Source organism: Nonomuraea ferruginea (genome assembly GCF_039540635.1).
In the GTDB taxonomy this organism is placed as follows: Bacteria; Actinomycetota; Actinomycetes; order Streptosporangiales; family Streptosporangiaceae; genus Nonomuraea; species Nonomuraea ferruginea.
On the sequence record NZ_BAABFD010000001.1, the window covers coordinates 278,735 to 293,027 of the forward strand.

4 protein-coding genes are annotated in these 14,293 nt (G+C 74.3%); all 4 read left to right on the forward strand.

What is annotated here, in order from left to right; all coding sequences use genetic code 11:
* Window positions 1-168 precede the first annotated feature (168 nt).
* Genes ABD999_RS01260 through ABD999_RS01275 form a run of 4 tightly spaced genes read left to right on the forward strand, consistent with a single transcriptional unit; the run spans window position 169 to window position 14,285 of the window.
* A complete protein-coding gene (locus ABD999_RS01260; RefSeq protein WP_271279332.1) occupies window positions 169-2,058 on the forward strand; it encodes an amino acid adenylation domain-containing protein in 1,890 nt (629 codons plus the stop codon).
* Entirely contained in the window at window positions 2,055-3,824 is a 1,770-nt protein-coding gene (locus ABD999_RS01265) for a carbamoyltransferase family protein (protein WP_271279333.1), read from the forward strand. The genes ABD999_RS01260 and ABD999_RS01265 overlap by 4 nt, the downstream gene beginning before the upstream one ends.
* Window positions 3,821-7,870 (forward strand): amino acid adenylation domain-containing protein, encoded by a 4,050-nt coding sequence (locus ABD999_RS01270; RefSeq protein ID WP_271279334.1) that lies wholly within the window; start codon window positions 3,821-3,823, stop codon window positions 7,868-7,870. Before ABD999_RS01265 ends, ABD999_RS01270 begins: the two co-directional genes overlap by 4 nt.
* A complete protein-coding gene (locus ABD999_RS01275; RefSeq protein WP_345482517.1) occupies window positions 7,860-14,285 on the forward strand; it encodes an amino acid adenylation domain-containing protein in 6,426 nt (2,141 codons plus the stop codon). The genes ABD999_RS01270 and ABD999_RS01275 overlap by 11 nt, the downstream gene beginning before the upstream one ends.
* Window positions 14,286-14,293: the final 8 nt, after the last annotated feature.

Here is a 14,293-nt window from a genome sequence, read left to right on the forward strand (position 1 = left end):
TTATCGGGCGTCACTGTAACACCGGCCGGAGGCGGCCCGGCCCAACCTGGCGCGAACTTGCCACCTTGCCGTCCCCCTGCTCGTGGCGGGGCGCGACCCCGGGATAGCTTCCTGCTCAGCACGCGGAGTTTCGTGGAATTCCCACTCTTGCGAATTGGCGTGGTCCACATGGAAAATCAGATATTCGAGGCCGCGGAACGGCTCGCGGATAAACTCGACGTCCCTTCCGGTGCGGTGGTCGCGGCGGCCGGGCTGGTGGTGCTCGCCCGCCGGGCCGGCGCCGATGAGCTGAGCGGCGAGATCTGCGGGCACGAGGTCCGGCTGCCGTGGCGGGCGCCCCTGAGCGCGGTGGCCGGGCACGCCGCGGCCGTGCCCGGTGTGGCCGGTCCTGTGGTGCCGGTGAGCGCGGGCGGGCGGACGCTCGTGGCCGACCTCGGCGCCCGCTCCGTCGAGGCGGAGCCGCTGCTGCGCGGGCACCTGGCCGCCGTCCTCGCCGCGGACGCCGAGCAGCCGGCGGGGCGGGCGTGGCTGTGGGGCGAGGAGGATGAGCGCGTCGTCGCGGGCGCCCACACCGAGCGCGCCTGGGACACCGACCGCACCGTGGCGTCGATGATCCGGGAGCACATGGTCTCCCGGCCCGGCGAGGTGGCCGTCGAGCAGGGTGGCGAGGTCGTCACGTACCGGCGGCTCGGCGAGCTGACGGCGGCCGTCGCCGCGGGCTTCGCGCGGGCCGGGGTCGCCCGTGGCGACCTCGTCGGCATCGGCCTGCCGCGCCGGATCGAGACCATCGCGGCGCTGCTGGCCACCTGGTCGCTGGGCGCCGGCTTCCTGCCGCTCGACCCGGCGCACCCGCCGCTCCGGCTGGGCCGCCAGCTTGAGGCGGCCGGAGCGCGCTTCGCGGTGCTGCCGTCCGGCGTCGACGTCCCCGGCTGCGTCCAGCTCAGCCTGGACACCGGCGCCGAAGCCGCGGTCGCACCGCCGGACTTTCCGGTGGAGCTCGACGGCGTGGCCTACGCGCTGTCCACGTCGGGCTCCACCGGCACGCCGAAGGCGGTCGCCATCCCGCACGCCGCGCTGCGGCACTGCGTGGGCGCCATCGCTCACCTGATCGGCGCCGACCGTCCGCGCGTCACCTGCATGGCCACGCTGACGTTCGACATGTCGACCATGGAGATCTTCCTGCCGCTCGCGACCGGCGGCCGCCTCCTGCTGGTCGGCGAGGACCTGCAGCGGGACCCGGAACGACTGGCGGCCTGGCTCTCCGGCAGACGCCTGGACCTGGTCCAGGCCACGCCCACCACCTGGCGGATGACCGTGCCGTACCTGGAGCCGGGCAGCCTGGCCGGCGCGGACGTCATCGCGGGCGGCGAGGCGCTCAGCGCCGCCCTGGCCGCCGGGCTGCAGCGCACCGGAGCCCGCGTGTGGAACGGCTACGGGCCGACCGAGACCACCATCTACACGGTCCTCCATCACGTGCCCGATCCGCCGGCGGACCCGGTGCCGATCGGCAGGCCGCTGCCCGGCATCCGCGCCGCCGTGCTCGACCAGTGGGACCGCGCGGCCCCCGTCGGGCAGATCGGCGAGCTGGTGCTGAGCGGCCCGCAGCTCGCGCTCGGCTACGTCGGCGACCCCGCGCGGACGGCCGCCGTCTTCCAGGAGCATCCCGGCCTGGGCCGGGTGTACCGGACCGGCGACCTGTGCGCGTGGCGCCAGGACGGCACGCTGGCCTACCACGGCCGCGTCGACCACCAGGTGAAGCTGCGCGGCCAGCGCGTCGAGCTGGAGGAGATCGAGTCCGTCGCCGAGCGGCACCGGCAGGTCGTCAGGGCGGCGGCGGTGGTGGTGGAGCACAGCGCCAACGACAAGCGGCTGGTCCTGTACGCCCAGGCGGACGGCCTGCGCGGGGCCGAGCTGCGGGAGCACCTGGAGCAGTGGCTCCCGCGCGCGCTGATGCCGCAGCACGTCGCCATCCTGCCCGCCCTTCCCCTGACGGGCAGCCAGAAGATCGACAGGTCCGCGCTCCAGACGCACGCGGAGACCCTCGTGGAGGCGCGATGAGAATCCTGGGTATCAGTGGCCTGCACGACTCCGAGGAGTTCAAGCGGCGCGAACTGCCGGGGCTGTCGGAGCGGGAGTACCGCATCAGCCAGGGCCGCGACTCGGCAGCGGCGCTGGTCGTGGACGGCCGGATCGTGGCCGCCGCGGCCGAGGAGCGGTTCACCGGCGACAAGTCCACCGGCCGCTTCCCGGTCAACGCCATCAGGTTCTGCCTCGACAGGGCCGGGCTCGGCCTGGACGACCTGGACCTGATCGGCCACGGCTTCGCCCACGAGCGGTCCGAGCTGGAGTCCGGCGACGGTTACCTGGCCAGGCGCTTCACGGAGGTGTACGACCCGGAACGCCAGGTGGGCTGGTTCGCCGAGCACTTCCCCGGCGCGGCGGTGCGCTCCCGCTTCACGCCGGTCCCGCACCACCTGGCCCACGCGGCCAGCGCCTACTACGTGAGCGGGTTCGACGACTGCCTGGTGCTCGTGGCCGACGGCCGGGGCGAGACCGACAGCCTGACCGTGCTCGCCGGGACCGGCGGCAAGCTGGAGGTCCTGCACACGGTCCCGGCCATGCACTCGCTCGGCACCCTCTACGGCGTGTTCACCCTGTACCTGGGCTTCGAGATGGCCCTCGACGAGTACAAGATGATGGGCCTGGCGTCGTACGGCGACCGCACCCGCTACGAGCGCGAAATGCGGCAGCTGGTGCGCCTGCGCCCCGGCCCCGAGTTCGCCCTCCCGCTGCTGGCCCGCGACGGCGACCTGCTGCAGCGCGAGACGCACCGGGGCGTGCTGGCCGTACTGGAAGAGACGTTCGGACCGGCCAGGGAGCCGGGCGGGCCGATCGAGCGGCGGCACATGGACGTCGCGGCGGCGGCGCAGGCGGCGCTGGAGAACTGCCTGCTGCACGTGCTGCGGCACTTCCGCCGCCAGACCGGGCTGCGGGACCTGTGCTACGCGGGCGGTGTCGCGCTCAACTGCACGGCCAACGGGCTCATCCTGCGCAGCCGCCTGTTCGACCGGGTCTTCGTGCCGCCGGGCGCGGGCGACGACGGGACGGCGGTGGGCTCGGCGCTCTACCTGCACGCGACGCGCAAGCCGGAGACGCCGATCCAGCCGATGCGGATGCCGTACTGGGGCACCGCGTACGAGTCCGGCGAGATCGCCGAGCACCTGGCGGCCAGGGAGGACGTGCGGGCCCGGCGGGTGACGGACGAGGCGGAGCTGCTGGCGGAGGTCGCCGAGGCGCTGGAGCGGGGCGAGGTGGTGGCCTGGTTCCAGGGCGGCATGGAGTTCGGCCCGCGCGCGCTGGGCTGCCGCAGCATCCTGGCCGACCCGCGCGAGGCGCGCATGCGCGACCACATCAACAACCTGATCAAGAAGCGGGAGGACTTCAGGCCCTTCGCCCCGGTGGTGACCGAGGCGGACGCGTCGACGTTCTTCGAGATCGGGCGCGGGCGGGAACGGCAGTACGCGCACATGCTGTTCACCACGCGCACCCGCCCCGAGCACCGCGACCGGCTGGGCGCCGTCACCCACGTCGACGGCACCGCCCGGGTCCAGGCGGTCGGGCCCGACGCCAACCCCCTCCTCCACGGACTCCTGGAGGCCTTCGGTGCGCGCACCGGGATGCCCGTGCTGCTGAACACCTCGTTCAACATGCGCGGCCAGCCGATCGTGCGCACGCCGCGCGAGGCGGTCGACACCTTCCTGCGCGCCGGCCTGGACCGGCTGGTCATCGGCGACCACGTGGTGCTGCCGGGGAGCACGACGTGAACCGCGCGACCACGCTCCCGGCCGACGTCGCGCCGACCGTACGGCCCCGCTATGTCCGCGGGCACCTGTCGGCCGGCCTCTCCGTCCCGGCCGCACCGGGGACGCCCCTGGCCTGGCTCGCGGCGGCGGCGATGGCGTTGATCGCCGGGCCGGACTCGGACGAGGTCATGGTGGGCGCGGCGGGCACATCAGGCGCGGTGGGCGCGGTGGGCGGCGGGCTGGTGGCCCTGAGCTCCGCCGTGCACGGCGGCACCCGGCTGGGCGACCTGTTGAGCTCCGCCTCGCGTGACGGCGCCCGGCTGGGCGGAGACCGGGACGACGAGCCCCGGGTGCTGGTGGCGGCCGGGATCGGGCGGGCCGAGGCCCAGCGGGTGGCACTGGAGCTGCGTGACTGCGACTGCGTGTTCCTGCTGAACGACGCCGCGGACGGCTGGCTGCTGGAGTGCGACTACGACGCCGACCGCTACACCGAGCCGGCGATGCGCTGGCACCTGGACCGCCTGGAGACGCTCCTGCTGCTCCTGGCCGAGGAGCCGGACACGCCGCTGGCGGATGTGGTGGTCGCCGCCGAACCGGTGGCGGCGCCCCGGGACTGGGACGAGACCCCCTACGTCGCCCCGCGCACCCCCACGGAGCGGACGCTGGCGGCCATCTGGGCCGAGGTGCTGGAGGTGCCCAGGGTCGGCGTGGACGACGACTTCTTCGCCGTCGGTGGCCACTCCATCCTGGCCGCCATGGCCCTGAGCAGGATCCGCGCGGCCTTCGGCGTCGAGGTGCACTTCGACGAGCTGTTCACCGCCCCGACGCTGGCCGCCTGTGCCAAGGTCGTCGAACGCGCCGCGGCCGGCCCGGCCCGCCCGCTGACCGGCGCGTCCGGGCCCGCCGTGGCGTCGCTGGAGCAGGAGCGCCTGTGGTTCCTGGAGCAGTGGCGTCCCGGCACCGCCCTCTACAACGTGCCGCTGGTGCTGGAGCTGACCGGGCCGGTGGACCCCGACCGGCTGGGCGAGGCGCTGCAGCGCGTGGCCGACCGCCATCCGGCGCTGCGCACCGCCTTCGAGAGCGTGGACGGCCGGCCGAGGCCGCTGACCCGCGACGCCGAGGTGCCGTGGCGGCGGGAGGAGGCCGACGACCGGGCGCACGCCTGGCGGCTGGTGCGCGAACACGTCGCCGAGCCGTTCGACCTGAGCGTCCCGCCGCTGATCCGGGGCGGGCTGGTCAGCTTCGCGGCGGACCGGCACCTGCTGTACCTGTGCATCCACCACCTGGCCGTCGACGGCTGGTCGCTGGGTCACCTGCTCGACGACCTGGGCGCGGCCTACCGCGGGCTGCCGCTGCCGCCGCCGGACGAGTTCGGCTACGCCGACTACGCGGCCTGGCAGCGCGGCCGTCCCGTCGCCGACGACCTGCGGTGGTGGCGTTCCTACCTGGCGGGGCTGCCGCCGGTGCTGGAGCTCCCTGGTGACCGGCCGCGCCCGGCGGTGCAGAGCTTCCTCGGCGGCACCGGACGCCGGGTGCTGCCGCCGGATCTGGCCTCGGCCCTGGCGGACTTCGCGCGGTCGCGCTCGGCGACCGTGTTCGACGTGGCGCTGTCGGCCTTCGCGCTGCTGTTGCGCCGCTGGACGGGCCGGAGCGACCTGCCCATCGCCACCCCGGTGGCGGCCAGGCCGCTGCCCGAGCTGGAGCCGCTCGTCGGCTTCTTCGTCAACACCCTGGTCGTCCGCGCCGACGTGAGCGGCGACCCGAGCTTCGCGCAGCTCGTCGAGAGGGTACGGCACAGCGCGACCGCCGCGCTCGGCCACCAGGAGCTGCCGTTCGCCCTGCTGGTGGAGGCGCTGCAGCCGGAGCGGGCGCTGAGCCACGCGCCGGTGGTGCAGGTGGCCTTCGCGCACTACCGGCCCTCGCACCACGACTGGGAACTGGCCGACGGGCTGGCGGCACGGTTGCGGCAGGCCGACACCGGGACGGCCAAGTTCGACCTCATGTTCACCCTGCACGAGGCGCCGGGGGAGATGCTGCTGGAGGTGGAGTACGCCGCCGACCTGCTGGACGCGGCCACCGCCGACCGGCTGGCCGACCAGTGGCTGGAGCTGGTGCGCGGGCTGCTGGCGGGGCCGGGGGAGCCGGTGTCGCGGATCGGCGTGCTGCCTCCCGGCCAGCGACGCCGGCTCACGAGCTGGGCCCGCGCCGCTGACGAGCAGGCGAGCTGGGACCGCGTCACGGACGCCGGTGCCACGATCCCGGAGCTGGTCGCCCGGCAGGTGGCCGATCGCGGTGACGCGGTGGCCGTGTCGGCGGGACGTGTCCAGCTCACCTACGCCGAGCTCTGGGCCAGGTCCGGAGCGCTGGCCGCACGGCTCGGGCCGCGTCGCGGCGAGCTGGTCGGCCTGGCCTGCCACCGCGGCGCCGACCTGGTCGTCGCCATGCTCGCGATCCTGCGCACCGGTGCGGCCTACGTGCCGTTCGACTCTTCCTACCCGGCGGCCCGGCTGTCCTTCATGATGGAGGACACCGGCGTGGGCACGCTCGTCGGCCACCGCGACCTGCTGGCCGCGCTGCCGCGTACGGGAACCGAGACGATCGCGATCGACGGCGACCTGAGCCCGGCGACCGGACCCGAGGTGCCGATCCGTCCCGAGGACGCCGCCTACGTCATCTACACCTCCGGTTCCACGGGCCGCCCCAAGGGCGTCGTCGTCCCGCACCGCGGCGTCGTCCGCCTGGTGCACGGCGCCGACTACGTCCCGCTGGACACCACGACCGTGCTCGCCCAGGTGTCCAACGCCTCCTTCGACGCCATCACCTTCGAGGTCTGGGGCGCGCTGGCCAACGGCGGCAGGGTGGTCGTCGTCCCGCCCGCGACGGTCCTGGCGCCGTCGGCGCTGACCGAGCTGCTCCGGGCCGAGCACGTCACCACGCTCTTCCTGACCACCTCCCTGTTCAACGCCGTCACCACCGAGGAGCCGGGCGCCTTCGCCACCGTCGACCACCTCTGCGTCGGCGGTGAAGCGCTCGACGTGGCCAGGGTGGGCGAGGTGCTGCGCGGCGGGCGCGGTCCGCGCACCCTGTACGACGCCTACGGCCCGACCGAGGTCACCACCTTCTCCGTCTGCCAGCCGCTCGCCGAGCCGCCCACCACCCGGGGCCCCATCGGCCGGCCGATCTCCGGCACCACCGCTTACGTGGTCGACCTTGACACCGGTGACCTCGCCCCCGAGGGGGTGCCGGGCGAGCTGTGGCTCGGGGGCCCCGGCGTGGCCTGGGGCTATTGGCGGCGGCCCGGCGCCACCGCCGGTGCCTTCGTTGCCGACCCCTTCTCCGTCGAGCCGGGGCGACGGCTCTACCGCACCGGTGACCTGGCGCGCTGGACGCCCGCCGGGACCCTCGAATACCTCGGCCGCATCGACAGGCAGCTGAAGATCCGCGGATTCCGCGTCGAGCCCGGCGAGGTCGAGCTGGCCCTGTCGGCGCTGCCCGGCGTGCGGGCCTGCGCCGTCGTCGCGCGCAACCCGCAGGACGCCCCGGTGGAGCTGATCGCCTACCTCCAGCCCGCAGGCGGAGCCGGGCTGACGTCCGGGGCGGTGCGCGAGGCCCTGGCACGTGAGCTGCCCGATCATCTGGTGCCCGCCCACGTGATCCTGGTGGACCGGATCCCCTTCGGCCCCAACGGCAAGGTCGAGACGTCCTCGCTGCCGGTGCCCGAGGAGGGGCGCGCCGAGACCGAGGCGGTCGCCCCCGCGGGTCCGGTGGAGGAACTGCTCGCCGAGATCTGGGCCGAGGTGCTCGGCCTGGAGCGGCTGGGCGCCACCGACGACTTCTTCGAGCTCGGCGGCCACTCGCTGCACGCCGTCAAGGTCACCACTCGGGCCGAGCGCGCCCTGCGCACCTCGATGTCGGTCCGCGACCTGTTCCGGCACAAGACCGTCCGGCGTCTGGCCGCCGCGTTACGCGAGGCGGATCCCGACCGGCTGGACCGGATAGCCGCCATCGTCCTGCAGGTACGGCACGCCCGCGTGGGCGCGGAGGAAGAGATCGCAGATGCACACTGACCGCGCACAAGAGCTGCTGATCGACAAGCTGCTCGCCGAGGCAGGCCTCGGCGACACGGTCGCCGCCTCGCCGGCGGTGCCCCGCAGGCGGCCGGGCGACGACCCGCTGTCGTCCGGCCAGGAGCGGCTCTGGTTCCTCGACCAGTGGCGGCCCGGCACCCCCCTCTACAACGTGCCCGTGCTGCTGGAACTGCACGGTCCCGCCGACCCGGAAGAGCTGCGCCGTGCCGTACAGGGGCTGGCCGACCGGCACGCGGTGCTGCGCACCGCCTTCACCGTGGGCGCCGACGGCCGTCCGCGCACGCGGGTCCACGAGCGGGCCGACGTGCCGTGGCGCCACGAGGAGGCGTCCGCCTGGGCGGACGCCACGAGGCTCGCCGGCGAGCGGGTCAGGGAGCCCTTCGACCTGGCGGCGGCGCCGCTGCTGCGCGCCGGCCTGATCAGCCGCACCGCCGAGCACCACCTGCTGTGGATCTCTTTCCACCACATCGCCGTCGACGGCTGGTCGCTCGGGCTGCTGCTGGACGAGCTGGCGGGCGGCGAGCCCGCCGCGCCTCCCGTCGAGTACGCCGACTACGCGGCGTGGGAGCGGGCCAGGCCGCTGGAGGAGGGGCTGGCCTGGTGGCGTGAGCACCTGGAGGGCCTGCCGCCGCTGCTCGAACTGCCCGCCGACCGCCGCCGCCCGCCGGTCCAGGAGTACGGCGGCGCCACCGAGCACTTCCGTCTTCCCGCCCCCGAACGGGTCCGCGACCTGGCCAGGGCGTCCGGCGCGACCGTGTTCGAGGTGCTCTTCTCGGCCTTCGCGCTGGTGCTCGGACGCTGGAGCGGGCGCACCGACCTGGTGATCGGCACGCCGGTCGCCGGGAGGCCGGCTCCCGAGCTGGAGGAGCTCGTCGGCTTCTTCGTCAACACGCTCGTCGTCCGGGCCGACCTGAGCGGCGACCCCACCTTCGCCGAACTGCTGGAGCGGGTGCGCGAGTCGTCGGCGCAGTCGCAGGCGCACCAGCAGGTGCCGTTCGCGGCGCTGGTCGACGCGCTGCAGCCGGAGCGCGAGCTGTCACACCCGCCACTGATCCAGGTGCAGTTCGGCCTGCACAGGCAGGAGCGCTCCCGCTGGCGGCTGGGCGCCGCCGAGGCGGTCCAGCTGCCCGCCGACACCGGCACCGCCAAGTTCGACCTGACCGTCACCGTGGTCGACTGCGACGGCGAGCTGCGCGTCGAGCTGGAGTACGCGACCGCGCTCTTCGACGCCGGGACCGCGCGGCGGCTGGCCGACCAGTGGCAGACCCTGCTCGCCGGTCTGCTGGCCGCGCCCCACCTGCCCGTCTCGCGCATCAGCGCGCTGCCGGAAGCCGAGCAGCGGCTCATCGAAGGCTGGTCGGGCCCGGCCCGCCGGATCGAACCGGGCACGACCCTGCCCGGTCTGGTCGCCGAGCAGGTCAGGGCGCGGCCGGATGCCGTGGCCATCACCGACGGACCGCTGCGGCTCACCTACGCCGAGCTGTGGGAGCGGTCGGGCGCCCTGGCCGCGCGGCTGGGCTCGGGGCCGGGCGACCTGGTCGGCCTGGCCTGCCGGCGCAGCGCGGAGCTCGTCGTCGGGATGCTCGCCATCCTGCGCACCGGCGCGGCCTACGTGCCGCTCGACCCCGCCTACCCGGCGGCGCGGCTGGCGTTCATGCTGGCCGACGCCGAGCTGGAGATCGTGGTCACGCAGCGCGGCGTCGAGCTGCCGGACGGGGACCACCGCACGGTCCTGGCCGACGCGCCGGCCGCCGAGGCCGACTACGACGGCCGCGGGCCGGACCCCGGCGACCTGGCCTACCTGATCTACACCTCCGGCTCCACCGGCACGCCCAAGGCCGTCATGGTCACCCACCACAACGTGGTCAGGCTGCTGGAGAGCACCCGGCCCGCCTACGGCTTCGGCCCCGATGACGTCTGGACGCTCCTGCACTCCAGCTCCTTCGACGTCTCCGTCTGGGAGGTGTGGAACTGCCTGGCCACCGGCGGCCGGCTGGTCGTCGTGAGCCACTGGGAGAGCCGCGAGCCCGAGGCGTACTACGACCTCGTGGCCCGCGAACGGGTGACCGTGCTGAACGCCACCCCGGCCGTCTTCCGCCAGTTCGTCGGCGTGGACGAGCGCCGGGCCGCCGAGCTGGCGCTGCGGCTGGTCGTCTTCGCGGGTGACGCGCTCGACCGGGACTCGGTGCGACGCTGGTGGGAGCGCCACCCCGAGGACGCCCCGCGGCTGGTCAACATGTACGGCATCACCGAGACCACCGTGCACAGCACCTACGCCCCGCTCACCGGTGACCTGCTGGACGGGCGGACGAGCCCGATCGGCGTGCCCCTGCCCGACCTGGGCATCCACGTCCTGGACCGCGACGGGCTGCCGGTCGCGGCCGGAGTGATCGGCGAGATCCACGTCAGCGGCGACGGTGTGGCGCGCGGCTACTGGAAGCGGCCCGACCTGACCGCCCAGCGCTTCCTGCCGGACCCGTTCTCGGGCCGGCCGGGGGCGCGCATGTACCGCAGCGGCGACCTGGCGAGCTGGCGGCCCGACGGCACACTGGAGTTCCACGGCCGCGCCGACCACCAGCTCAAGATCCGCGGCTTCCGCATCGAGCCGGGCGAGGTCGAGGCCGCCGTCTGCGAGCACCCCCGGGCAGGCCGGTGCGTCGTCGTCGCGCACGGCTCGCCGGAGCGGCGCCTGGTCGCCTACGTCGAGTCGCGCGGCGAGCTGAGCGTCGAGGAGGTGCACGAGTTCCTGGAGCCCAGGTTGCCCGCGCACCTCATCCCCTCGGTCGTGATCATCCTCGACGAACTGCCGCAGAGCCGCAACGGCAAGATCGACCGGGCCGCGCTGCCCGACCCCGCCGGGGAGCGGCCCGCGCTGGGCCGGGCCCACGTCGCGCCGCGCACGGAGACCGAGCGGGTGCTGGCCGCCGTCTGGGCCGAGGTGCTCGAACTGGAACGGGTGGGCGTCACCGACAACTTCTTCCACCTGGGCGGCGACTCCATCCGCAGCGTCCAGGTGCTGGCGCTGGCCCGCGAGCGCGGGCTCGACTTCGAGCTGCAGCGGCTCTTCCAGCTGCCGACCGTGGCGCAGCTGGCCACCGGCATCACGCCCGCCGCGCCGGTGGAGCGGGAGCGGGAGCTGTTCGCGCTGGTGTCGGAGCAGGACCGGGCCAGGCTGCCCGAGGACGTGGTCGACGCCTACCCGATGGCCGCGCTGCAGGTCGGGATGGTCTTCCACATGGAGTCCGACGACCGCATGCTCTACCAGAACGTCGACAGCTTCCACCTGCGGGCGCCGTGGGACGAGCAGGCGTTCCGCGAGGCGACCGCGCAGGTGGTGCGGCGCCACGACATCCTGCGGACCTCGTTCCACCTCAGCGGCTACAGCGACATGCTGCAGCTCGTCCACCGCGCCGCCGAGCTGCCGATCGAGGTGGCGGACCTGCGCGGGATGGACGCCGAGGAGCAGGGGCGGATCATCGGCGAGCTGGTCGACCGGGAGCGCGAGCGCCCCTTCGACCTGGCCAGGCCTCCGCTGTGGCGCTTCTTCGTCCACCGGCGCGGCGACGACACCTTCCAGTGGACGCTGGTCGAGCACCACGCCATCCTCGACGGCTGGAGCCTGCACTCGACGATCGCCGAGATCCTGGAGCGATACCTCGCTCTGCTGAAGGACCCCGCCGCCGCGGCCGAGCCGCCTCCGGCCTCCACCTACCGCGACTACGTCGAGGCGGAACGGCAGGCGGTGGAGTCGGGCGAGGAGCGCGCCTGGTGGAGTGAGCGGCTGGCCGGCCTGGAGCGGCTGACGCTGCCCCGCTGGCCGGCGGAGTGCCCCGCCGACGAGATCGCCCCGGCGTACACGGTGGAGGACTGGACCCTTCCCGAGGGCAGCAGCGAGTTCTACGCCTGGCGCGAGACCAAGATCCCGGCCGATCTGTGCCAGGGGCTGGAGCGGGTCGCCGAGCAGCTCGGGGTGCCGTTGAAGAGCGTGCTGCTGGCCGTGCACCTGCGCGTGCTCGCCTACCTGGCGGGTACCGAGGACGTCGTCACCGGCATGGCGTTCAACGGGCGGCTGGAGGAGGCCGACGGCACCGAGTCGCGCGGCCTGTTCCTCAACTCGCTGCCGATCAGGGCGCGGGTCGGCGGCACCTGGGCGGAGCTCATCAGGGCCGTCTTCGAGGAGGAGAACGCCCTGCTGCCGCACCGCCGCTTCCCCATGTCGCAGATCCAGCAGCTGGTGGGCGGCGGCCCGCTGTACGAGACGCACTTCGTCTACAACCACTTCCACGTGCTGAAGGACGTGCTCGACGGCGGCGAGGTCGCCTTCGTCGACCCCAAGCTGGACGCCTTCACCACGGTGCGGGTCGAGCCGACCAACTACCCGTTCGTCTGCGGCTTCCTGCGCAACCCGCGCTCGGGCACGGGGCTGCTGATGAGCCTCGACTTCCACTCCGGCGAGTTCGCGCCCGAGCAGGTCCGCCGCATCCGCGACTCCTACCTGACCGCCCTGCACCAGGTCGTCGCCGCCCCCCGGTCGCCGGTCGCCGCCGCGTCGCTGGCCGCCCCGGCCGAGCTGGCGCAGGTGGAGCGCTGGAACGCCACGCGACGCCCGGCGCCGCTGGAGCGGTCGCTGGAAGAGCTGGTGGCCGAGCACGTACGGCTCAGGCCGGGAAGCGTGGCCGTGGTGGACGGAGACGTACGACTGAGCTACGCGCGGCTGTGGGAGCGCGCGGGAGCGGTCGCCGGGCGGCTCCGCGAGGCGGGCGTGCGGCCCGGCGACCTGGTGGGGCTGTGCGCCGAGCGCTCGGCCGACCTGGTCACGGCGATCGTCGGCATCCTGCGGGCCGGCGGGTCGTACGTTCCGCTCGACCCTTCGTACCCCCCGGAGCGGCTGTCGTTCATGCTGGCCGACACCGGCGCGGGCGTGGTGCTCGGGCACCGCCGCCTGCTGGCCGGTCTGCCGCTCTCCGAAGGACAGGGCATGCCCCTGGAGGACATCGCCGAGCAGCCCGGCACGGTGGAAGGGACGGGCCACGGCGGCGGCGACCGGGTGGCGACCGTCGTCTACACCTCCGGCTCCACCGGCCGGCCCAAGGGCGTCGCGGTGGCGCACCGCGGCATCGTGCGCCTGGTGTGCGGCACCGACTACGTGCGGCTCGGCCCCGACAGCGTGGTGGCCCAGCTGTCGAACGCCTCCTTCGACCCGCTGCTGTTCGAGCTGTGGGGAGCGCTGCTCAACGGCGGCCGCCTGGTGATCGTCCCCAACGAGACGGTGCTGTCGCCGCCTCGCCTGGCCGAGCTGGTCAAGGCGGAAGGAGTCACCACGCTCGCCCTGGTCACCGCGCTGTTCAACTCGGCGGTCGGCGCCGAGCCCGCCGTGTTCTCCACCGTCGGCCAGGTCTACATCGGCGGCGAGCGCGTCAACCTGGCCAGCCTGCGCCAGGCGGGTCACCCCGGGCTGCACAACATCTACGGCCCGACCGAGGTGACCAGCATCTCCACCTGCCTGCCGCTGGCGGACATCCCCGCCACCAACGGCCAGATCGGCCCGCCGATCGCCAACACCCAGGCCTGGGTCGTGAGCACGACCCTCTCCCCGGCCCCTGTCGGCGTGCCGGGCGAGCTGTGGCTGGGCGGCCCCGGCGTGGCCGTCGGCTACTGGCGGCGGCCCGGCCTGACCGCCGACCGCTTCGTCGCCGACCCGTTCTCCGGCACGCCGGGGGCCCGGCTCTACCGCACCGGCGACCTGGCCCGCTGGCGGCCCGACGGCACGCTGGAGTTCCTCGGCCGCCGCGACCACCAGGTCAAGGTCAGGGGCTTCCGGGTGGAGCTGGGCGAGGTGGAGGCGTCCCTGGCCGCGCACCCGGCGGTGGCCACCTGCGTGGTGACCGCGCCCGCGGGCAGGCTTCTCGCCTACGTCCAGCCGAACGCGGCCGTCAGCGCCGAGGAACTGCTCGGCCACCTCGCCGAACGGCTGCCGGAGCACATGGTCCCCACCACCGTCATGATCATGGACCGGCTCCCGCTGAACCCCAACGGCAAGATCGACCGCGCCGCGCTCCCGGTCCCCGAAGCCGACCGGCCCGCCGCCCGCACCCCCTACGTGGCGCCCCGCGACCCCGTCGAGGAGGCGATCGCGGACATCTGGCGCGACGTGCTGCAGATCGAGCGGCCCGGCGTGGAGGACGACTTCTTCGAGCTCGGCGGCAACTCGCTCGACGCCGTCCAGATCGCCTTCCGCATCCGCACCGCGTTCGGCGTGGATCTCGGCATCAAGCAGATCCTGGCCGAACCCCGCATCTCGGCGCTGGCCGTACGTCTCGCCGCGGAGCTCGACCGGCTCGTCCTGGCCCTGCCGGACGACGAGCTCGCGCGGCTCCTGCCGTCCGAGTCATGAGAGGACCC